Origin of the sequence: Sphingopyxis sp. 2PD, assembly GCF_005503695.1 — a bacterium.
Classification (GTDB): domain Bacteria; phylum Pseudomonadota; class Alphaproteobacteria; order Sphingomonadales; family Sphingomonadaceae; genus Sphingopyxis.
The window spans coordinates 1-21,838 of the sequence record NZ_SCMU01000009.1; the positions used below are offsets into that span (position 1 = coordinate 1).

Annotated in this window: 20 protein-coding genes; 8 read left to right on the top strand and 12 right to left on the bottom strand. The window is 65.7% G+C overall.

Features of this window, described 5'->3' with window-relative positions:
• Positions 1 to 208 precede the first annotated feature (208 nt).
• On the bottom strand, positions 209 to 1,297 hold the full coding sequence (locus FFS18_RS08800; RefSeq protein ID WP_137870584.1) for a PepSY-associated TM helix domain-containing protein: 1,089 nt from the start codon (positions 1,295 to 1,297) through the stop codon (positions 209 to 211).
• Between the two features lie 2 nt (positions 1,298 to 1,299).
• A complete protein-coding gene (locus FFS18_RS08805; protein ID WP_137870499.1) occupies positions 1,300 to 3,489 on the bottom strand; it encodes a TonB-dependent receptor in 2,190 nt (729 codons plus the stop codon).
• Positions 3,490 to 3,790: 301 nt separating this feature from the next.
• On the opposite strand from FFS18_RS08805, the gene FFS18_RS08810 reads away from it, so the two are divergent.
• Positions 3,791 to 6,094: a patatin-like protein gene (locus FFS18_RS08810; RefSeq protein ID WP_137870500.1), complete on the top strand. Its 2,304-nt coding sequence runs from the start codon at positions 3,791 to 3,793 to the stop codon at positions 6,092 to 6,094.
• A 101-nt stretch (positions 6,095 to 6,195) separates the two neighbouring features.
• Here FFS18_RS08810 and dnaJ read toward each other — a convergent pair whose 3' ends face one another.
• Complete coding sequence (gene dnaJ / locus FFS18_RS08815) at positions 6,196 to 7,314, bottom strand: molecular chaperone DnaJ (RefSeq protein ID WP_120217341.1); 1,119 nt, start codon at positions 7,312 to 7,314, stop codon at positions 6,196 to 6,198.
• Positions 7,315 to 7,466: 152 nt separating this feature from the next.
• Positions 7,467 to 9,374, bottom strand: a complete 1,908-nt coding sequence (gene dnaK / locus FFS18_RS08820) for a molecular chaperone DnaK (RefSeq protein WP_137870501.1) — start codon at positions 9,372 to 9,374, stop codon at positions 7,467 to 7,469.
• A 153-nt stretch (positions 9,375 to 9,527) separates the two neighbouring features.
• Between dnaK and FFS18_RS08825 the strand changes: the two genes are divergently transcribed.
• The 5 genes from FFS18_RS08825 to FFS18_RS08845 all read left to right on the top strand — a co-directional run bounded on the left by FFS18_RS08825 (position 9,528) and on the right by FFS18_RS08845 (position 13,074).
• Entirely contained in the window at positions 9,528 to 10,052 is a 525-nt protein-coding gene (locus FFS18_RS08825; RefSeq protein WP_120217339.1) for a copper chaperone PCu(A)C, read from the top strand.
• A gap of 109 nt (positions 10,053 to 10,161) precedes the next feature.
• A complete protein-coding gene (locus tag FFS18_RS08830) occupies positions 10,162 to 10,638 on the top strand; it encodes a vgr related protein (RefSeq protein ID WP_137870502.1) in 477 nt (158 codons plus the stop codon).
• Positions 10,635 to 11,207: a hypothetical protein gene (locus FFS18_RS08835; protein WP_137870503.1), complete on the top strand. Its 573-nt coding sequence runs from the start codon at positions 10,635 to 10,637 to the stop codon at positions 11,205 to 11,207. Before FFS18_RS08830 ends, FFS18_RS08835 begins: the two co-directional genes overlap by 4 nt.
• A 15-nt stretch (positions 11,208 to 11,222) precedes the next feature.
• Positions 11,223 to 11,666, top strand: a complete 444-nt coding sequence (locus FFS18_RS08840) for a PH domain-containing protein (protein WP_137870504.1) — start codon at positions 11,223 to 11,225, stop codon at positions 11,664 to 11,666.
• A 52-nt stretch (positions 11,667 to 11,718) separates the two neighbouring features.
• Complete coding sequence (locus tag FFS18_RS08845; RefSeq protein WP_137870505.1) at positions 11,719 to 13,074, top strand: DNA recombination protein RmuC; 1,356 nt, start codon at positions 11,719 to 11,721, stop codon at positions 13,072 to 13,074.
• Between the two features lie 154 nt (positions 13,075 to 13,228).
• Here the strand turns inward: FFS18_RS08845 and FFS18_RS08850 are convergent, their stop codons facing one another.
• From FFS18_RS08850 to FFS18_RS08885, 8 genes are all read right to left on the bottom strand, one after another.
• On the bottom strand, positions 13,229 to 13,936 hold the full coding sequence (locus tag FFS18_RS08850) for an META domain-containing protein (protein ID WP_137870506.1): 708 nt from the start codon (positions 13,934 to 13,936) through the stop codon (positions 13,229 to 13,231).
• Between the two features lie 178 nt (positions 13,937 to 14,114).
• A complete protein-coding gene (locus tag FFS18_RS08855; RefSeq protein ID WP_137870507.1) occupies positions 14,115 to 14,927 on the bottom strand; it encodes a TrmH family RNA methyltransferase in 813 nt (270 codons plus the stop codon).
• Between the two features lie 4 nt (positions 14,928 to 14,931).
• Positions 14,932 to 15,210 (bottom strand): HPr family phosphocarrier protein, encoded by a 279-nt coding sequence (locus FFS18_RS08860; protein WP_120217332.1) that lies wholly within the window; start codon positions 15,208 to 15,210, stop codon positions 14,932 to 14,934.
• The gene (locus tag FFS18_RS08865) at positions 15,207 to 15,611 is read right to left on the bottom strand and encodes a PTS sugar transporter subunit IIA (protein WP_120218326.1); all 405 of its coding nucleotides are present in this window, start codon (positions 15,609 to 15,611) and stop codon (positions 15,207 to 15,209) included. Before FFS18_RS08865 ends, FFS18_RS08860 begins: the two co-directional genes overlap by 4 nt.
• A gap of 38 nt (positions 15,612 to 15,649) precedes the next feature.
• Complete coding sequence (rapZ, locus tag FFS18_RS08870; RefSeq protein ID WP_137870508.1) at positions 15,650 to 16,588, bottom strand: RNase adapter RapZ; 939 nt, start codon at positions 16,586 to 16,588, stop codon at positions 15,650 to 15,652.
• Positions 16,585 to 17,031, bottom strand: a complete 447-nt coding sequence (locus FFS18_RS08875) for an HPr kinase/phosphorylase (RefSeq protein ID WP_120217330.1) — start codon at positions 17,029 to 17,031, stop codon at positions 16,585 to 16,587. Before FFS18_RS08875 ends, rapZ begins: the two co-directional genes overlap by 4 nt.
• An 81-nt stretch (positions 17,032 to 17,112) precedes the next feature.
• Positions 17,113 to 18,717 carry a sensor histidine kinase gene (locus tag FFS18_RS08880; protein WP_137870509.1) on the bottom strand — a complete coding sequence of 535 codons (1,605 nt, stop codon included), beginning with the start codon at positions 18,715 to 18,717 and terminating at the stop codon, positions 17,113 to 17,115.
• Positions 18,710 to 19,420, bottom strand: a complete 711-nt coding sequence (locus FFS18_RS08885; RefSeq protein ID WP_137870510.1) for a response regulator transcription factor — start codon at positions 19,418 to 19,420, stop codon at positions 18,710 to 18,712. Before FFS18_RS08885 ends, FFS18_RS08880 begins: the two co-directional genes overlap by 8 nt.
• A 245-nt stretch (positions 19,421 to 19,665) precedes the next feature.
• Here FFS18_RS08885 and FFS18_RS08890 point away from each other — a divergent pair, with 245 nt between their 5' ends.
• Positions 19,666 to 21,267 (top strand): phosphoenolpyruvate carboxykinase, encoded by a 1,602-nt coding sequence (locus tag FFS18_RS08890; RefSeq protein WP_137870511.1) that lies wholly within the window; start codon positions 19,666 to 19,668, stop codon positions 21,265 to 21,267.
• A 48-nt stretch (positions 21,268 to 21,315) separates the two neighbouring features.
• On the top strand, positions 21,316 to 21,765 hold the full coding sequence (locus FFS18_RS08895) for a hypothetical protein (protein WP_137870512.1): 450 nt from the start codon (positions 21,316 to 21,318) through the stop codon (positions 21,763 to 21,765).
• Positions 21,766 to 21,838 lie beyond the last annotated feature (73 nt).

A 21,838-nucleotide genomic window follows, 5' to 3' on the forward strand; every position in this document is an offset into this window, starting at 1 on the left:
GACCATGTGATGAAGGGCGGCGTGATCGTCCGGTAGCGACCGATAGCGGACATGTCTTCTCCCCTCCCTTTTAGGGAGGGGCTGGGGGTGGGTAGCCGCCGAAGGCGGCATTCCGCCTCGGCTCGCTTCGCTCGCACCCACCCCTCACCCCTCCCTGGAAGGGAGGGGAATGGCTTAAAACCACCCCAAAGCAGACGCTTGTTTGTCGTTATGCCGAAGCCAGCGCCGCCGTCTTCACCACCCGATTCGCGGGCTTCGGTCGCCGGAACCAGAAGGTCCATAGCGTCAGGCTGCCCAGCAACGCCAGCACCAGCCCCGACAGGGTCATCAGCAGGCGATAGGGCAGCCCGCCGACCTTTGCCGCGTGGAGCGGATAGGCCATGTTGAACGCCTGCGCCCCGGCGGGCATCGCCAGTGCGTCGCGCGACCCGAGCAATTTGCCCGTTTCGGCATCGAACCACAGGGTCGAGCGCCCGTTGGGCAGCCACTCACCGGGCTGCTTCATGCGCAGGCTGATCGGGTCGCCGGGTTTGCGGGGCAGGCTGAGAATACGGAACTCGCCATCCGGAAAGAGCGCGCGTGCGGTGGTCAGCATCGCGCTCCAGTCGGGATCGGCGGCGAGCGGCCCGCCCTTGTACTTCGGCGGCTCCAGCGCCGCCGCGGTTTCTGCGACCGGGCCGAACGGCGCGACCACGCCCATCGCAAAGGGGCGAAAGATCATCATCGTCCCGGTGACCACCGACAGCAGCAGCAATGGCGCGACGACGACGCCCAGATCGCGGTGCTGCGTGACGATCGCCGGGCGGGTCATCCGTTTCGGCCACAGCCGCAGCTTGAACGTCTTGCGGGTACGCCACCACAGGATCACCCCCGAGATGACGAAGAACAATCCGGCAAGCCCCGCGATCCCGATCACCCATTCGCCCGCGTCGCCAGTGAACAGATGGTGGTGGAAATCGAACAGCCAGATTTCGGGGCGCTCCCACTGGCTGGCCCAGCGCGCCACGACCTCGCCCGACTGGCTGGCATAGAGTCCGGCGCCCTCGTCGAAGCGCAGCTGGTGCAGGCCGAGGCGCTGGCTGGCATAGATGATTCCCTGCGGATCGCCGGGCATCGCCATCAGTTTCTCGGTCGTCGCCGCGACCGTCGCGAGGTCGGTGACCTGCGCGTCGCGCGCGTGCGGCAGGCCGATCCACTCTTCCTTATGGACCAGGATCGCCCCCGACAGGCCGAGCAGCGCGAGGACGAGGCCGATCAGCCCCCCGGTCCAGCGGTGCAGCGTGTCGAGCAGCTTCATCATCAGAACCGGTAATCCCAGCCCAGCGTGAAGGTCCGTCCGCGGCCGGCGAAATAAGACAGCTGGTCGGTCGGCAGCCGCGTGTCGCTCGAATAGTCGATATATTGCTTGTTGAAGAGATTCTGCACCGACAGGCTGATCCCGCCGATGCCGGTCAGGTACCGGACATTGGCGTCGGTCAGCGTGTAGCCGCCGAAATCATTGTCGCTAAGCTTCAGCGGGCGCAGCGGGTTGGCATCGTCGGCCGCGCGCGCCTTGCTGTCGAAGCGGCGCTTGAAATAGACCTGCGTCTGGATACGCGCCGAGAACGGGCCGCTGGCATAGCTGGCCGCGAGGTTCAGGCGGTCGGGCGAGATGTTCGACCCGTCGAGATCGCTGTCGACGATGCCGTCGGGCACCGCGCCGCTGTCGAACCGGCCGATCAGATGCGCATAGCCGACATTGAGCTTCAGCCCGTCGATCGGGGTCTGGACCCCGAGGTTGAGTTCGAGCCCCTGGATTTCGACGCGCAGCCGCTGGACGTCGAAAATGCGGTCGGGCCGCGCAATCAGTAACTGCCCCTTGTCGCTCGACGACCAGAAATAGGAGGCGCTGGCGTCGAGCGGGCCGCGCTTGACCTCGAACCCGATCTCGCGGTTGTTCGAAACGACCGGCGAGATGTCGAGAAAATTGTCGATGTCGACCCCGGCGGTGCCGATCGACCGGGTGATGCGGCCGACATCGGGAACCGTGAAGCCCTCGGCATAGCTCGCATAGGCGCGGATGCCGTCGATCGGTTCGATGATGATGCCGCCGTTGATCAGTATGTCGTCAAAGATCGGCGACCCGCCCGCGACCGACACCCCGCCGCGCGGCGTCGTCGTCGTCGCCAGCGTCGTGTAATCGTCGATCTTGATCTTCACATTTTCATATCGAGCGCCGCCCGCGACGCGGATCAGCCCGTCGAACAATTTGAGGTTCGCCTGCGCAAAGGGCGCGAGGCTGCGGAAATCGGTCGGCGGAACCCAGGTGCGCCCCGTCGCGATCAGCCGCTGTTCGGTGGTGTCCCACAGCGCGTCGAAACCCAGCGTCAGCGTCAGATCTTCGAATCCGGGAATGCCGCGCTCATAGCTCAGCTTGCCGCCGAACTTGCGGCTGCGGTTCTGCGACTGGTCGAACAAGGTGCCGATCGGCGCGATGCGGACGTCCTGAAAGGTCGCCTGCGTCGCGACTTCGCCGCCGAAGGTGTCGCGGCTGCGGTTGAAGAAAATCTGGCTGACGAGATTGCCGCCGCCCAGATCGGTGTCGGTCAGGCTCAGGGCAATGCTTTCGGTGCGGTTCTGCGCCGACTTGCCCGGCGGGTTGCCGCGCACCGCGCTGGTGGGCAGGCCGAGCGCGCGGTTGCCGGGGGTCGCGACATAATCGCCGTCGCCCTTCAATTCAAAGCGGCTGGCGATCAGGTCGATCCGCGCGCTGGGCGACAGTTCATAGCCAAAGCGCCCGAACAGCGAGAGCGCCTTCGAGTCCTGCGTTTCGCCCTGCGTCAGGTTGAGCCCGATCGGGCGGCCCCTGGCGTCCGAGAACACGCCGCGGATTTCATAGGCGGCGCCGACGGTGGCGTCGAACGCGCCCGCCTTGTACTGGATCAGGCCCGCGAGCTTGCCGCCCATTCCGGCCTTGGAAAAATCATTGTCGGCGGTCCCTTGCAGCAGGGTGCGGCCGCTGATGCCTTCCTCGGTCGGCGCGCCGACGGTGACCTGGTTGACGATACCGCCGGTGCCGCCGATCCCCTGCAAGGCGTTCGAGCCATAGATCAGCTCGACGCGATCGACGAAGAAGCCGTCGATGGTAAAGCCGTCGCGGCTGCCGTCGCGGAGCGGGGTCGATTGCGGGATGCCGTTGATCGCATAGAGCGGCGAACGGCCGCGCAGCGTCTCGCCGGCGCCCGAGAGTTTCTGGCGCGTCGGCGAAAAGCTGGGGGTCAGGTTGGCGACCGCGTCGGTGACCGATCCCGACATCGCGATCTGCTGGTCGAGCGCTTCCTTGTCGATCACGTCGATGGTCAGCGGCAGCGCGCTCGGCGGCAGGATGGTGCGGGCGGCGGTGACGATAATCGTGTCGTCGCTGGTGGCGGCGTCGGCGGCCTCCTCCGCCAGCGCCGGGGCAGTCAGCGCGGTGGAAGCCAATGCAGCGACGAGCAATTTGCGAATCATTCTTAACTCCTGTTCGGAGCGCCGCTAATGCGAAGGATTTGCAGATGCAAGGATAAAGGCGACTGTCAGAGGTGGAGATCGCGATTCCCTCCCCCTTGATGGGGGAGGCGCGAGACTTGGCAGCTTGCTGCCTAGTCGCAGCGGTGGGGGTGCGTTCTCGGCCTGAAACGAAGGTGCATTGACGCACCAGCACCCTCATCCAACTTCGCCTAATCGCTTCGCGATAAGGCTGCGTATCCTTCTCCCATCAAGGGAGAAGGAACTCTCCCCACATTTGCAAAACCGCGCTACACCCCAACCCATGCGGGAAAAGGAACTGCGCTTCGCCCTGATTTGCTACGGCGGCATCAGCCTTGCCGTCTATATGCACGGTATCACCAAGGAAGTGTGGCGCCTCGCCGCGGCGTCGCGGGCGTTTCATGACGGCACCGCATCATCGGGGTCAGGCGCGGTCTATGCCGATCTGCTCGCCGAGCTTGCGGCGCGCAGCAACGTCCGCCTGCGCGTGCTTGCCGATATTGTCGCGGGCGCCAGCGCGGGCGGGATCAACGGCATTTTCCTCGCGCGCGCGCTTGCGACGGGGCAATCGCTCGACCCGCTCACCGACCTGTGGCTGGGCAGCGCCGACGTCGACAAGCTGATCGATCCCGACGCGCGGCCGCTGTCGGCGGCGACCAAATTCTGGGCGGTGCCGATCGCCGGCTGGATGATGAAAAGGCGCGGCAATGCGATCGACCGCACGGTCGGCGCGGCCGCGCAGGATGAAGTGCGCGCCAAGCTGTCGCGCTTTGTCCGCGCGCGCTGGTTCGAACCGCCGTTCGGCGGCGAGACGTTTTCCAACCTGCTGCTCGACGCCTTCGATGCGATGGAACAGGGGCCGCGCGGGCCGGTGCTGGTGCCGAACGGCCAGCCGGTCGACCTGTTCGTATCGGTCACCGACTTTGCCGGGCATAGCGTGCCGCTGGCGCTCAACAGCCCGGCGCGGGTGAGCGAGGATGAGCATCGCCTGATGCTTCATTTTCGCGAGGACGATCGCACCGGCGCGCGGCTCGACGATGTGCCGGGGCTCACCGCCGCCGCGCGCGCGACCGCCAGTTTTCCCGGCGCCTTCCCGCCCTTCACGCTGCGCGAGCTCGACCGGGTACTCGCCAAACGCGAAATCGACTGGCCGAACCGCGACGATTTCATCCGCACCCAATTGCCCGCGACCGGCGACGGCGACCCCGCCGATCGGGTGCTGATCGACGGATCGGTACTCGCCAATGCGCCCTTCCGCCCCGCAATCGCGGCGCTGAAGCAGCGCCCGGCGCGGCGCGAGATCGACCGGCGTTTCGTCTATATCGACCCCAAGCCCGATTATCGTTCGATCAGTTTCGGCAGACCCGCGGTAACCGAGGAGGCGCGGCTCCCCGGCTTTCTGCCGACGATCCTCGGCGCGCTGTCCGAAATTCCGCGCGAACAGCCGATCCGCGAAAATGTCGAGGCGATCGAGGGCATGTCGCGCCGCATCCGGCGGATGCAGCATATCGTCGACGCGATGAAGGTCGAGGTCGAGGAACAGGTCGCGGCGCTGTTCGGCAGCACCTTTTTCCTCGACACGCCGACGGTGGCGCGGCTTGAAAAATGGCGGGCGAAGGCGCAGGACCAGGCCGCGGCGCGCGCGGGGTTCGCTTATGCGCCTTACGGTCATCTGAAATTGTCGGCGGTGATCGAGGAGCTGGCGAGCCTGATCGACCGGCTGCTCCCGCCCGAGGGTGCGGTGCATCAGGCGAAGCGGCGCATGGCACTATGGGACGAGGCGCGAGCGCGCGGGCTCGACCGGATTTCGGGCAAAAAGGGAGCGGGAGCGAGCGGCGACGCGATCGCCTTTTTTCGCACCCATGATCTGGGCTTCCGCATCCGCCGCCTGCGCTTTCTGGCGCGTGAACTCGACACCGCGGTCGAGGCGACGCGCGATGGTCGCGACCCGGTGTGCGAGGATATGCGCGCCGCAATCTTTACCGCGCTCGGCCTTTATCTCGACCGTCAGGGCGATGCCTGGCTGGCGGGGCTCGACCTGCCGGCCGATGCCGGGCCGGGCGACTGGATCGACGCGGTCGCGGCGCGGCGCGACCTGACCGCGATCGACGCGCAGGCCGACGGGCTGATTGCGGCGGGGCTGGCGGCGATGCCGAAAGACGACCGGCGCACGCTGCTGCTCGCCTATCTTGGCTATCCCTTTTACGACATCGCGACCTTGCCGCTGCTCCAGGGCGAGGGCTTCGACGAATATGACCCGATCAAGATCGACCGCATCTCGCCGTCCGACGCGACCGCGATCCGCACCGGCGGTGCGGCGGCGATGCTGAAAGGGATCGAATTCAACAGCTTCGGCGCCTTCTTCAGTCGCGCGTACCGCGAGAATGATTATCTATGGGGGCGGCTGCACGGCGCCGACCGGCTGATCGACATCGTCGCGAGCAGCGTCGGCGGCGAGAAAGGGCTGTCGGCGGAGGAACTGAAGGCGCTGAAGCGCCGGGCGTTCCATGCGATATTGGATGAGGAAGAGGCGCGGTTGCCCAAGGTCGCGGCGCTGATTGCGGAATTGCGCGAAGAGATTGGATAGGCAACCGTCGCCCCCGCGAAGGCGGGGGCCGCTGTTAGCCTTTTCCTTTGTCGCTGCGTAAAGCGATTGCGGTCCCCGCCTTCGCGGGGGCGACGGACATCCTAATCCGTCAGATCGTCCCACATATCCTTGATTCGCCCGAAAAAGCCTTGGCTCGCCGGACATTCGTCGCCGGTTTCGGTCTCGCGAAACTCGGCGAGCAATTCCTTTTGCCGCGCGGTCAGCTTGGTCGGGGTTTCGACATCGACCTGCACCACCAGATCGCCGTGGCCACGGCCGTTGAGCACGGGCATGCCCGCGCCGCGCTGGCGCAACTGCTTGCCCGACTGGATGCCCGCGGGGATGTGGATGTCGTGCTTGGTGCCGTCGAGCCCGGGAATGCTGATCTCGCCGCCCAGCGCCGCCGTGGTGAAGCTGATCGGGGCGCGGGTGAACAAGGTCGTGCCTTCGCGCTCGAACAGCTTGTGCCGCGCCATGTGGAGGAAGATGTAAAGGTCGCCGGGTGCTGCGCCGCGCGCGCCGCTCTCGCCCTCACCCGACAGGCGGATGCGCGTGCCTTCGTCGACCCCGGCGGGGATGTTGACGGTCAGCGTCTTGCGGCGGTCGACCCGGCCCTCGCCATGGCAGCTGTTACAGGGGTCGGCGATCACCTCGCCCGCGCCCTGACAGGCGGGACAGGTGCGCTCAACCATGAAGAAACCCTGCTGCGCGCGGACCTTGCCATGGCCGCCGCAGGTGCCGCAGCGGTTGGTCGTCGTGCCGGGCTTGGCGCCCGATCCGTCGCAGCTGTCGCAGCGCGCCGCGACGTCGACCTGAATTTCGCGGCTGATCCCGGTGAAGGCATCCTCCAGTCGGATTTCCATGTCATAGCGCAGGTCGGCGCCGCGCGCCGGGCCGCGTTGCTGGCGCCCGCCACCGAATGCCGAGCCAAAGATCGATTCGAAAATATCGCCAATGTCGCCGAAATCGGCGTTGCCGCCGCCGAAACCGTTGGGACCGCCGGTCTTGCCGAACCGGTCATAGGCGGCCCGTTTTTGCGGATCGCGCAGGCAGTCATAGGCCTCGCTGATCGCCTTGAAGCGCGCCTCGCTGTCCTTGCACCCCGGATTCTTGTCGGGGTGAAATTTCATCGCCAGCTTGCGGTAGCTCGATTTCAGCGTCGCCTCGTCGGCGGTGCGATCGCATTCGAGCAGTTCGTAATAATCGATGTCGAGACTCATGGTCGGCTCATGCCCCTGCGGGTACAGCCCTTCGAGACTGGCCTTCGACTTTGCTCAGTCCTTCCGCAGGGCGAACGGCTAAAGATACACCGTTCGACCTGCGGAGCCATTGAGCTTGCCGAAATGGCGTCTCGAAGGGCATGCCCTAGCGCTTACTTCTTGTCGTCTTCGACTTCGGAGAATTCGGCGTCGACGACATCTTCGTCGGCCTTCGTCTCGCCAGCCTCGCCGCCGCCGGGGGCTGCGGCCGCCTGCTGTTCCTTTTCGTAGATCGCCTGGCCCAGCTTCATCGCGACCTGCGCCAGCGCCTGGCTCTTTTCGGTCATCGCTGCGCTGTCACCGCCTTCGATCGCGGCCTTGGTTTCGGCGATCGCAGCTTCGATCTCGGACTTCAGGCCCGCGTCGACCTTGTCGCCATGTTCGGCGATCTGGCGTTCGGTCGAGTGGACCAGGCTTTCGGCGTTATTCTTCGCCTCGGCCGCTTCGCGGCGTACCTTATCCTCTTCGGCGAACTGCTCGGCGTCCTTGACCATCTGGTCGATGTCGGCGTCGCTGAGCCCGCCCGAGGCCTGGATCTTGATCTGCTGTTCCTTGCCGGTGCCCTTGTCCTTGGCGTGGACCGACACGATGCCATTGGCGTCGATGTCGAACGTCACCTCGATCTGCGGCACGCCGCGCGGGGCGGGCGGAATGCCAACGAGGTCGAACTGACCCAGCATCTTGTTGTCCTGCGCCATTTCGCGCTCGCCCTGGAACACGCGGATCGTCACCGCCGACTGATTGTCGTCAGCCGTCGAATAGACCTGCGACTTCTTGGTCGGGATCGTCGTGTTGCGGTCGATCATCTTGGTCATGATGCCGCCCAGCGTTTCGATGCCCAGCGACAGCGGGGTGACGTCGAGCAGCAGCACGTCCTTGACGTCGCCCTGCAGCACGCCCGCCTGGATCGCGGCGCCGATCGCGACGACTTCGTCGGGGTTCACGCCGGTGTGCGGTTCCTTGCCAAAGAAATCCTTCACGACTTCGCGGACGCGCGGCATGCGGGTCATGCCGCCGACCAGCACGACTTCGTCGATGTCCTTGGCGCTGACGCCGGCGTCCTTGATCGCCTTCTTGCAGGGTTCGAGCGTGCGCTTGACCAACTCCTCGACCAGCTTTTCGAGGTCGGCGCGGGTGATCGTCTTGACGAGGTGCTTCGGCCCGTTGGCGTCGGCGGTGATGAAGGGCAGGTTGACCTCGGTCGTCGCGGCCGACGACAGTTCGATCTTCGCCTTTTCGGCGGCTTCCTTCAGCCGCTGGAGCGCGAGCTTGTCGCCGCGAAGGTCAATGCCTTCGTCCTTCTTGAAGCCGTCGGCGAGATATTCGACGATCTTCGAGTCGAAATCCTCGCCGCCGAGGAAGGTGTCGCCGTTGGTCGACTTCACCTCGAACACGCCGTCGCCAACCTCGAGGATCGAGATGTCGAAGGTGCCGCCGCCAAGGTCATAGACCGCGATCGTCTTGTTCTCGGTCTTGTCGAGGCCATAGGCGAGCGCGGCCGCGGTCGGCTCGTTGATGATGCGCAGCACTTCGAGGCCGGCGATCTTGCCGGCGTCCTTGGTCGCCTGGCGCTGGGCGTCGTTGAAGTAAGCGGGAACGGTGATCACCGCCTGCTCGACCTTTTCGCCTAGATAGGCTTCGGCGGTTTCCTTCATCTTCTGCAGGATGAAGGCGCTGATCTGCGACGGCGAATAATCCTCGCCGCCCGCCTTGACCCACGCGTCGCCGTTCGAGCCCTTGGTAATGGTGTAGGGGACGAGTTCCATGTCCTTCTTGGTCATCGGATCGTCGAAGCGGCGGCCGATCAGGCGCTTCACCGCAAAGATGGTGTTTTCGGGGTTGGTGACCGCCTGGCGCTTCGCCGGCTGGCCGATCAGGCGCTCGCCATCCTTGGCAAAGGCGACGATCGACGGGGTCGTGCGCGTGCCTTCGACATTTTCGATAACCTTGGGCTTGCCGCCTTCCATCACCGCGACGCAGCTGTTCGTGGTGCCGAGGTCGATCCCGATCACTTTGGCCATTTGTTACTCGTCCTTGTTGCTTCTGCGGCGCCCTGAAAAGGCACGCCGGACATGGGGTTCTGGGCGCGATATAGGTGCGCTTCTCCTTGGCACAAGGGCTTTGAAGGCTTATCGGGGATGCGAATTCACGCACCGTCACGGAGTCCTCGCAAAATGAAAGCTTTCGCAATTGCCGCCATCGCCGCCACGGCGCTCACCCTGACCGGCTGCGGCGAAAATCTGGGCAAGGGGCAGCCGCTCAATGTCGTAAGCGGTCATATCGTGATGGGTGCCACCGACGATCGCCCCGCGGTGGGTTATTTCCGCATCGAAGGCGGTCCGCAGCCGGTCCAGCTGGTCGCGGTCACCGCTGACCTCGCCCAGCGCGTCGAAATGCACGAAAGCGTGCGCGAAAACGGCATGATGACGATGAAACCGCTGGCGCGCGCGGACGTCCCGGCCAAGGGCGAGCTGGTGTTCAAGCAGGGCGGCAAGCATCTGATGATCTGGGGCATCAATGGCGCCGCGGTGCGCGCGGGCAAGCTGCCGATGGCGTTCGTGTTCACCAACAATAACAATGAACGCATCCTCTTCGACATGGTGATCAAGCCCGCCGAGGGCGCGGCCGGGGGCGAAGCAGCGATGGACCATGATGCGATGGGGCATGGCGAGGACAAGGCGGCGGACGCGAAGAAATAAGCGTGGCTTCCCGCACCCCGTCATTGCGAGGAGCGCCGCGACGCGGCCATCCAGAGCGGCGTAAACCGCCCCTGGATTGCTTCGCTTCGTTCGCAATGACGGCAGGGTGATGCCGCGTCCGTCGCGTCCGCTGACAGCTGGCGAAATTGCACTCGCCCGCACCGTGTTCGGCGACGCGATCCGTTACGCCGACGTCCGCATCTGCCATCACAAATGGATCTTCTTCCAGCCGCGCGGCGTCGTCATGGCGCCGATGGGCAGCCTGCATTTCAACCCGCATGGCGAGCTCTATTGCGATGATTTCAGTGCTACCTCGCAGCGTCTCAAAGGGCTGTTCATCCACGAAATGGTGCATGTGTGGCAGGCGCAGACGCGCGGGCGCTGGTATCTGGTGCTGATGCGTCACCCGTTCGCGACGTACAGCTACACCCTCAAGCCCGGCTGGCTGCTCGAACGCTACGGACTGGAACAACAGGCGGAGATCGTCCGCCATTATTGGCTGCTGATGCAGGGCGTGGTCGTCGGCGGCGCGCCGGGGGTCGAGACCTATCGCGCGATCCTGCCCGAGGCATGGGGTGCGGCATGAGCGATTTCGAGTTTATTTTCGCGCTCTACAGCCTGCTCCTTGGCCTTTCGATGGTCGAGCTGCTTGGCGGGCTAGGCCGCGCGCTCGAGGTCCGCTTTGCGGCTGAGGCCGAGCGCGAGGCGTTTGCGATCGGCTGGCTGACCCCGCTGCTCGCGATCTTCGTGATGCTCGACCTTCTGTCCTTCTGGAGCGCGGCGTGGACCGCGCGCGGCAGCCTGACGGTGTCGAACACGGTGCTGATGGCGGTCGCAGCCTTTGCCGCCGTCTATTTCCTCGCGGCGCGGCTGGTGTTCCCGTCGCATCCCGAAGGCTTCGCCAACCTCGACGTCCATTATTTTCGCGTGCGGCGGATCATCCTCGGCCTGCTGCTGGTGCTGCTCGGCGCCCAGCTTGGCTTTTACCTGTCGCAGCCGGGCCTTGCCGCGACCCTGTCGCGCCCGATCGCGTGGGCCATGACGATCGTCCTCGTCGCGTTGATGGTCGCCGCGATGTGGGTGAAGGACCGCCGCTGGAGCATCGCCATTCTCGCGGCGCTGATCGCGCGCTATGTCGTCATCTATCTGCTCTGACCGAAGGAGACGCCCATGCCCGAAGTTCTCGACCGCTTCCGCTCCTCGACCTGGGGCTGGCTGCGCGGCACGCTGCTTGGCTGGCTGACGCTCCTGCTCTGCCTGGTCGGGGTGGGATTGGTCATCGTGCTGATCCAGTGGGTCCGTTTTCTCGACGTCACCTATGAGCTGACCGAAGACCGGCTGATCCTGCGCAAGGGCATTTTTGTCAAAAGCATCGACGAGATCGAGCTCTACCGCGTCAAGGACGTGCGGATGGATTTCACCTTGATCAACCAATGGGCCGGGATCGGCACGATCGGCATCGATTCGAGCGACGAGACGACGCGCGACGGCGCGCTAGTCATGCCGCATATCGAGCGCGCGGACGAACGGCGCGAAGAGATGCGGCGGCTGGTCGATGCGGCGCGCCAGAAGCGGCGGGTGCGCGAACTCGATGTTTCGAGCGATTTGCTCTGAGCCGGAAATTTGCGGCTAGCCAGACGGGCGGCGTTCGTCCTATGTTCCGCCCATGGATGGAATGTCGCTTCTCGTCGCCCTTGTTGCCCTCGCCATCGGCGGTCTGATCGGCTGGATGTTTGCTGGCCGTCAGGCGGGGGCGCTCAAGGCCGAGCGCGACGGGCTGGCGGAGCGGTTCAAGGTTGCGGTGACCGACCTCGCCGCCGAGGCCGAGGCGCGCAAGGCCGCCGACATCCAGCTGGCCTCGCTGCTCAGCGAGCAAAAGGCGCGCAAAGAGGCCCATGATGCGCAGATCGCACAGCTCAAGGACGCGCAGGCAGCGCTCACGACGCAGTTCCGCGAGGTCGGGCAGGTGATGCTCGACGGCGCGCAGAAGGCGTTTCTTGAGCGTGCCGAGGCACGCTTCAAGGAAAGCGAGGCGACTGCGGGGCAGAATCTGAAAGCGCTGCTGTCGCCCGTCCACGAGCGGCTCCAGAAATATGAGGAAGCGGTCGGCAAGGTCGAGGCCGAGCGGCGCGACGCCTTTGGTCTGCTCCACGGCCAGATCGCGGCGATGCGCGAGGGGACCGAGCGCGTGTCGAGCGAGGCGGCGAAGCTGGTCAACGCGCTGCGCAATGCGCCCAAGGCGCGCGGGCGCTGGGGCGAACAGCAGCTCAAGAACGTCCTCGAAAGCTGTGGCCTGTCCGAACATGCCGATTTCCAGACCGAGGTCAGCGTGGCCGACGGGGAGGGCGGACGGCTGCGCCCCGATGTCGTGGTTAAGGTGCCGGGCGGGCAGAGCCTGGTGATCGATGCCAAGGTGTCGCTCAACGCCTATCAGGACGCGTTCGGCGCGGTCGAGGAGGGCGAGAAGGCATTGCATCTCGCCGCGCATGCTGCCGCGATGAAGGCGCATGTCAACACGCTTGGCGCCAAGGCCTATTGGAACCAGTTCGACGACACGCCCGATTTTGTCGTGATGTTCGTCCCCGGCGAACATTTCCTCGCCGCGGCGCTCGATCAGGACGCGGGGCTGTGGGACTATGCGTTCGAGCGCAAGGTCCTGCTTGCGACCCCGACCAACCTGATCGCGATCGCGCGCACCGTCGCGGCGGTGTGGCGGCAGGAAAAGCTCGCCAACCAGGCGCGCGAGATCGCGGCGCTGGGCAAGGAGCTCTATGCGCGCATGTCGGTGATGGGCGCGCATATCGCCAAGGTGGGACGCAATCTCGACCAGGCAACGGGAGCATACAACGCCTTTGTCGGCAGCTTCGAATCGCAGGTGCTGACGCAGGCGAAGCGGTTCGAGGCGCTCGACATCGAAACAGGCGACAAGGAGATTGCGGTGCTGCCGGTCGTCGAACAGGCAGCGCGCCCGCTCGCCAAGCTGGCTGCAGCGCCCGCGGCGGTCAACGACGCAGGGGAGTAGCGACCCCATAAACCCGTTCGTGTCGAGCGAAGTCGAGACACGTGAAGTCGAGCACCAGCCCAGCGTGTCTCGACTTCATCCGCGGGATGAAGTTTATCCTGAGCGCCTGCCAAGGCAGTCGAAGGGCTCGACACGAACGGAATAGCGGGCAGGGCTAGATCACCCGCTTCAACACCGCCGTCTGCCCCGCGCTCCCCGTCAAGATCAGCGTCCCGTCTTCGCCGAAGGTCAGGCTGACCGGCGCCGCCATCAGTTTGAAGAACGCCGATTCCTGCGTCATTCCGGCGCCGGGGCAAGCCATTTTGGTCGCCATCAGCGGCCCGGCGGTCAGCGTGCCGTCGACCGCGCTATAGCCGCCCGAAAAGCGGTTGCATCCCGCGCTGCCGCTCAGCCGCGTGCCGTCGAACTGCAGCGAGGTCGGGCGGTCCGCCGCCACCGCGACGCCGCCGATCGACACAAAGGTCCAGTTCGATCCCGCCAGCGTCTCGGGCGGCAAGATCGCTCCGCCGCAACCGTTCAGCGTCTTGCCGTCGGCGACCAGGCGCACCGTGTCGGCGTAGCGGCGGTCGCTCATCCCGTCGCTGCACGGGGCGGTCTTGATCACCACCGACAGCCGATCGCTGACATAGGTGCGCCCGTTCAGCGACGGTTTGGCGCCGGGGTTCGGCACCATGATCTTCGTCGCGCCATAGTCGCCGTCATAGTTGAGCCGCGCCGGGGTGATCTCGAGCGTCCAGCCGGGCTCGGTACCGAGCGCCATATAAGCGGCTGGCGCCTCGCCGGGGCTCTGCGGCGGTGCATCGGTGGCGGGGACGCATGCAGCGAGCGCGGGAAGGGCGAGCAGGTGAACGTATCGCATCATAAACCGTCTCCTCATCTCGTCATGCTGAACTTGTTTCAGCATCCACGGCCCGGGTTCTCGTCCGGCGCGGCGTCGAAGCGCGAGAGTCCGGCCATGGACCCTGAAACAAGTTCAGGGTGACGAAGCTACTATGGATCGGCCCTCTAAGCGAAAGCGAATTGCGCTCTGCTGAACGCTACTATTTCCGCCGCTGGTTCAGCACCTCATACGCCATCACGGCGGTCGCGACCGCAGCGTTCAGGCTGTCGGCCTTGCCCAGCATCGGCATTTTGACGCGGACATCGGCGGCGTCGGCATAGGCGGACGGCATCCCCTGCGATTCATTGCCGGTCAGGATGAAGGTCGGCGCGGCATAGCGCACCGCCTGATAATCCTGCGTGTCGTCGCCCAGCCAGGTTGCGACCAGCTGCCCCGGCCCGCCGCGTAGCCAGGGCAGGAATTCGTCCCAGCGCGCCTGCACCAGCTTTTGCGTAAAGATGGCCCCCATGCTCGCGCGTACGGCCTCGACCGCATAGGGATCGGTTGATTCGTCCAGCAGGATCAGGCCGCCTGCGCCCACCGCATCGCCGGTGCGCAGCATCGTGCCGAGATTGCCCGGGTCGCGGAGCCGCTCGGCGACGAGCCAGATCGGCGCGGCGTTACGGTCAATGTCGGCGAGAGTCGTTTTGGGTTCGGCATAGATGCCGACGACGGTCTGCGGATTATCCTTGCCCGACAGTTTGGACAGGATCGCAGGGGTGGTGTCGATCACCTCCCCGCCGGCGGCCAGCGTTGCGGCGATCAGCGCCGCGGCCAGCGGGTGCGCGTCGCCCTCGGGCCCCAGAAACAGCCACAGCGGCAGCACCCCCGCCTCGCGCGCTTCGGTCGCGATCCGCAGCCCTTCGGCCAGAAACAGCGCCTCGGCGCGGCGATGACGTTTCTCGCGCAAGAGCCGCATCCGCTTGATCAGCGGGTTGGACAGGCTTTCGATGGTGGTGCGGCGACCGGTCATCCGGTCAATCCTCGCCGAAGCTGTCCTTGACCAGCCCGACCAGTTTCAGCAGCGCGGCGTCGGCGCCATCGCCGCTGGTGTGGATGGTGATCGAGTCGCCCTTCGCGGCGCCCAGCATCATCAACCCCATGATCGACGTTCCGTTGACGCGCGATCCGCCCTTTTCGACCTCGACCGACACGGTTTCGGGGAGGCGGCTGACGAAGGTGACGAATTTGGCGCTGGCGCGCGCGTGGAGCCCGCGCTGGTTGGTGATTTCGACGGTTTCGGACACCGCGGTCACAGGCCGACCCCCAGCATTTCAGAGGCGACCGAAATATATTTCTGTCCGGCTTCCTTGGCGGCGATCACCGCGGCGCGCAGTTCCATCGACTTGCGCGCGCTTTCCAGACGGATCAGCATCGGCAAATTGACCCCGGCGATCACTTCGGTGCGCCCCGATTCGAGCAGGCTGATCGCGAGGTTCGACGGGGTGCCGCCGAACAGGTCGGTCAGCATGACGACGCCGCGGCCTTCGTCGACGTCACGAATCGCGTCGGCGATTTCGCGGCGGCGCATCTCCATATTGTCGTTGGGACCGATGCACACGGTCGCGACCGCGCGTTGCGGCCCGACGACATGCTCCATCGCGCGAACCATTTCCTCGGCCAGACGGCCGTGGGTGACAAGGACCATTCCCAGCAGCGGCAAGGCTTTATCGGTGGGCATGAAATGCGAGACCCTTATGTTCTTCCGCCGACGGCGGTGGCCGGAGGCGGGGGCTTGCCCTCAAGCCCATCTTGCGGGGCAGAGTCAAGGTTGCGGTGGGTCAGCACTGGCTCATATCCGGACGCGCGTAGCGTTTGGGCAACACGCGCGGCGACGTGGACCGACCGGTGGCGGCCCCCGGTACAGCCGAAAGCGATGGTGACATAGCTTTTCCCTTCGGCGCGGTAGCGCGGCAGCAAGGTCAGGATCAGTTTTTCGATCTGCGCCAGGCTGTCTTCATAGGCGGGGTCGGCGATCACATAGGCGGCAACGTCGGGGTCGAGGCCGGTGCCGGGCTTCAATTTCGCGTCCCAATGCGGGTTGCGCAGATAGCGCATGTCGAACACCAGGTCGGCGTTGCGCGGCAGCCCGCGCGCGAATCCGAAGCTCAGGATGTTGAGCACCGGCTCGTTATCGCTGGCGTCGCCAAAGCGCTGACGGACCTCCTGTTGCAGGTCGTTGCTGCTGTAATTGGTGGTGTCGATGACATGCTCCGCCCAGCGGCGCAGCGGCTCCATCATCTCGCGCTCGCGCGCGATGCCGTCGGCGGCGGGGCGATCCTCGGCCATCGGGTGGCGGCGGCGCGTTTCCGAAAAACGCCGTTCGAGCTCGGCGCCCGCGCAGTCGAGGAACAAGGTCTGGACGTCGCGTCCGCCGACCTCGCGCAGCGCCTTGATCCGCTGGACGAGCAGCGCCGGGCGGAACCCCCGGCTGCGGCTGTCGATGCCGACCGCCAGCGGGCGCCCCGCCTCGCTGCGCTTGACCGGCGCGTCGATCAAGGTTTCGAGCAGCGCCAGCGGCAGATTGTCGACCACCTCCCAGCCCAGATCCTCGAGCACCTTGAGCACCGTCGATTTGCCCGCGCCCGACAGGCCGGTGACCAGGAGCAGCCGCGGTTCGGGGGTGTCCTTCATGCCCCGCTCGCCAGCCGGTCGAGCGCCAACAGGACCTTGATCGGCGCCGATGCTTCAAACGCCGATAGGGTGAGCGAGGGCAGGTCGTGCCCGGCGATCCGTTCGACCGCGCGCTCGGGCGGCATACGCTCGTACCGATCGGCGAGCCGCACCGCCATCGCCAGCGGGACCGGTGCGACCCACGCCTTTTCGACGATGCCCAGCCCGCGCACTTCCAGCTTGCCGGCCAGTTCCGCGGGCGGGCGACACCACAGGCGATCGCGCTCGAACCAGATGTCGCAGCGGTCGTCGGCGACCAGCCGCGCACCGCGATCGATCAGCCGCAGCGCCAGGTCCGACTTGCCCTGTCCCGACAGGCCGAGCAGTAAAATGCCGCGGCTGCCCGCGGCGACACAGCTCGCATGGATATTGACGATATCGGGTCGGGTCCGGCTGGGCAGCATCGGTGAAGGCTTACCGGCGACGAAGCGGGGCCGCAAGGCGGCAAACCGATCCTCCCTGTGGCGCAGCCATGGGGAGGATATTCAGCCTGCGGCCGCTCCCCCCTCGCTCGCGGGCAGGGTCATCAGCAGGCTGCCGCCGGGCTTACCATCGTCGCGGTCCTTGGCGTTGATCGTGCCGCTATGCCCCTCTATGATCGTGCGCGCGATCGCCAGCCCCAGCCCGCTGTGGCGGCCAAAGGCCTCGCCGGCGGGGCGTTCGCTATGGAAACGGCGGAAAATGGCCTCACGCTGGTCGGGATCGATGCCCGGGCCGTCGTCGTCGACGCGGATATGCACCTCGTCGCCCAGCCGCGTCGCCGCGATGCACACCAGCCCGGTGGGGGGCGAGAAACTGATCGCATTGTCGATGACATTGTCGATCGCGCGTTCGAGCCGGTGGCCGTCGCCCATCACCAGCGTCGTCCCCTTGCGGGGGCGGGCGAAGGCTAGGCGCGGGTGCGGCGTATCGGCATCGATCCGCGCCGTGCGCGCGGCGAGCATCGATTCGATCATCATGCCGACGTCGATCGGCTCGAACAATGTGCGCGACAATTGCGCATCGACGCGGCTCGCCTCGCTGATGTCGCTGACCAGCCGGTCGAGCCGCCGGACATCCTCGTCGGCGATCGCGAGCAGCTGCGCGCGCTGCGCATCGTCCTTGACGCGGCCCAGCCCCTCGATCGCCGAGCGCACCGACGCGATCGGGTTTTTCAGCTCGTGGGTCACGTCGGCGGCGAAATGTTCGCCGGCGTCGATGCGCTGGCGCAGCGCCTGCGTCATGTCGCTGAGTGCGCGCGCCAGCGTGCCGATCTCGTCGCGGCGGCTGGGTAGGCGCGGCACGACGACCTCGCGCGCGCGTCCCAGCCGGACGCGCACCGCGGCGCGCGCCAGCCGCCGCAGCGGGCGGACGATGGTGCGCGCAAGGAACAGCGACAACAGCACCGACGTCATCAGCACGACCGCAACGACGATCGCCAGCCGGAAGCGTTCGGCGCGCACGGTGCGGGTGATGTCGCGCGCGTTCAGCGTCATCAGCACCGTCTGCGGCGCTTCCAGATCGACGACGCTGGCGGCGCTCAGCAGGGGAGTACGTTCGGGGGCGTAGCGGAAACGGCTTGCCGCCAGCCCGCCGCGCTGCGCCTCGACGACTTCGGGCCAGGCCGCGGCGTTGTCGACCGCGGGTTCGCGAAAATCGGGATAGGAGGGGGCGCCGACGATCCAGTCGATGCCGCGGTCCATCGCGCGCGCGGCGTCGCGCTGCCACGCCTGCAAATTGGGGTCGCGCAAGGTGTAGGTGGCGGGGCCGGTTTCGAAGCTGTCCGAAATCCGCCGCCCGTCGGCGCCGTAAAAGCGCAGTCGCGATTCGGTCGCGGTGGCAAATTCGTCGATCAGCGTCGCGCGCTGGTCGGGCCGCGCCGCTTCGAGCGCGCGGTCGAGCATCGCGAGCTGATCCTTCATCACCTCGATCCGCGTATCGACGAGGCGGCTGCGATAGGTATCGAGATAATAGAATCCCCCCGCCAGCAACGCGACCGCGAGGATGTTGACCGCCAGGATGCGCGTCGTCAGCGACCAGCGCGCCGACCAGACGAGCGGCGATTCCTCCTGCTCGGCGATGCTCGCGTCGGGCTTCAGCGGCTCAGCCATCGTCGGCAAAGCGGTATCCCGCGCCATAGAGCGTCGCGATGCCGTCGAATTCAGGATCGACCTCGCGGAACTTGCGGCGCAGGCGCTTGATGTGGCTGTCGATCGTGCGATCGTCGATATAGACATCGTCCTGATAGGCGGCGTCCATCAGCTGATTGCGGCTGCGCACGATGCCGGGGCGGCTGGCCAGCGTTTCCAGGATCAGGAATTCGGTGACGGTCAGCGTGACATCCTTGCCGTCCCACGCGACCTTGTGGCGCGCCGGATCCATGCTCAGCCGTCCACGGGTGATCGGCTCGGCGACGGGCTCGTCGTCCTCGGCGGCGGCATTCTGGTTGAGCGCCACGCGGCGCAAAATGGCGCGGATGCGCGCGATCACCAGCCGCTGGGAAAAGGGCTTGGCGATATAATCGTCAGCGCCCATCGCCAGTCCCAGCGCTTCGTCGATCTCGTCGTCCTTGCTGGTCAGGAAAATGACGGGTAGCTGGCTTTTCTCGCGCAGCCGCCGCAGCAGTTCCAGCCCGTCCATGCGCGGCATCTTGATGTCGAACACCGCAAGATCGGGCGGATTGTCGATCAGCGGTTTTAGCGCCGCCTCGCCGTCCGAATAGACGCGCGTCACAAACCCCTCGGCCTGCAGCGCGATCGACAGGGATTGCAGGATGTTGCGGTCGTCGTCGACCAGCGCGATGGTTGCCGTCATGCTCTTTCCGTTGGGCGGGACCGCCGACGGACTAGCCGATCCATCGCCGAGCGACAACCGCGCACGGTTCGGCACCGATTCACTCTTTAATCTTTTGACCTCCCGGCCCATCCTCGCTAACGCGACCGGAATTTCGGAATCGACGACCCGTCGGCACCCCATGTTCATGCGGGCCCAAACGCTTTCGCATGGCATGTTTTGCATACCTATGCGAAGGGGCCGCGGGCGAAGGAAAGGCGAGTGAAATGACCAAGGTTGTGATCGGCAGCGACACCGTCGAAACCCAGGCCGAAGTGGCCGAAAACTGGGGTACCTCGGCGCTGATCGAGGATGCCGTCCGGCATGGCGAAGGCCTGCTCGCGAAGGATGGCCCGCTCGTCGTCGCGACCGGCAAGCACACCGGCCGCAGCGCCAAGGACAAGTTCATCGTCCAGGACGACGAGACGCGCGACACCATCTGGTGGGGCAAGACCAACGTGGCGATGACCCCCGATCATTTCGCGGCGTTGAAGGCCGATTTTTTCGCGCACCTCGCCGAACGCCCGCGACTCTATCGCCAGCAGCTGTTCGGCGGTTCGCAGCCCGAACATCGCGTCGGCGTCCAGGTCATCACCGAATTCGCCTGGCACAGCCAGTTCATCCGCACCTTGCTCTGCCGCCCGACCGCGGCAGAACTGGCAGCATTTGCCGCTGAATATACGATCATCGACCTGCCGAGCTTCCGCGCCGATCCGGCGAAGCATGGCTCGCGCACCGAAACGGTCATTGCGGTCAACTTCACCGAAAAGCTGATCCTGATCGGCGGCACGCAATATGCCGGCGAGATGAAGAAGTCGGTGTTCGGCATCCTCAATTATCTGCTCCCCGTGAAGGGCGTGATGCCGATGCATTGTTCGGCGAACATGGGCCCGAACGGCGACACTGCGGTGTTCTTCGGCCTCAGCGGTACCGGCAAGACCACCTTGTCGGCCGACGCGTCGCGCACGCTGATCGGCGACGACGAGCATGGCTGGTCGGACACCGCGGTCTTCAATTTCGAGGGCGGCTGCTATGCCAAGATGATCCGCCTGTCGCCCGAGGCCGAGCCCGAGATTTTCGCGACGACCAAGCGCTTCGGCACCGTGCTCGAAAATGTCGTGATGGACCCGGTGACCCGCGAACTCGATTTCGACGATGCGAGCCTCGCCGAAAATAGCCGCGGTTCGTACCCGATCGACTTCATTCCGAACACGTCGGAACAGAATATGGGGCCGGTGCCGCAGAATATCATCATGCTCACCGCCGATGCTTATGGCGTGCTGCCCCCGATCGCCAAGCTGACCCCCGATCAGGCGATGTATCACTTCCTGTCGGGCTACACTGCGCGCGTGGCGGGAACCGAAATCGGCGTGACCGAGCCCGAGGCGACCTTCTCGACCTGTTTCGGCGCGCCCTTCATGCCCCGCCATCCCTCGGTGTACGGCAATCTGCTGAAGGAACGCATCGCCAAGGGCGGCGTCCAGTGCTGGCTCGTCAACACCGGCTGGACCGGCGGCATGGCGACGATGGACGGCATCAAGCGCATGCCGATCAAGGCCACGCGCGCCTTGCTCAACGCGGCGCTCGACGGCAGCCTCAACGACGCCGAATTCCGCAAGGACCCGAACTTCGGCTTCATGGTGCCGGTCGCGGTTCCGGGCGTTGACAGCGCGCTGCTCGATCCGCGTGAGGCATGGGCCGACAAGGCCGCCTATGACCGTACCGCGCAAACGCTGGTCGGCCAATTCATCGACAATTTCGCGCAATTTGCCGACCATGTCGACGAAGGCGTCCGCAACGCGGCGCCGCAGGCCGCCGTCGCAGCATAATTGACCCGGAAACTTCCGGGTGCTCATTCACCCGGAAGGACCGGACCAATGACTACCGAATATTCGCCGCGCCTGTTTGAGCGCGATTCCGACATTCGCACGATCGGCGAGGGATTGCTCGCGTGCACCCTGCCTCGTGCGGCATGGACGCACGAGGCGCATCTGGGCGCATGCCTCTGGCTGCTCAGCGAGCGCCCCGACATCGACGTCGATGCCGAGATCGCGGGAATCATCAGTCGCTATAATGCGAGCGTCGGCGGCGTGAACGACGACACGCAGGGCTATCACGACAGCATCACGCGCGCTTATGTCGCCGGGGTGCGGTGGTTTCTGTCGGAAACGGAAGCGACCGAACTGGCGGCGCGCGTCAACGCGATGCTGCTCTCCGACGTCGGCCGCCGCGACTGGCCGCTGCGCTTCTACAGCCGCGAGCGACTGTTTTCGGTGGAAGCGCGGCGGGGGTTTGTCGAGCCCGACCTTGCGCCGTTTCCGGACTAAGGTAGCGGCGTGCTCCCGCGAAGGCGGGAGCCCATCTCCTGACCGCGCCATTTTGTACCGGTCGGTGATGGGT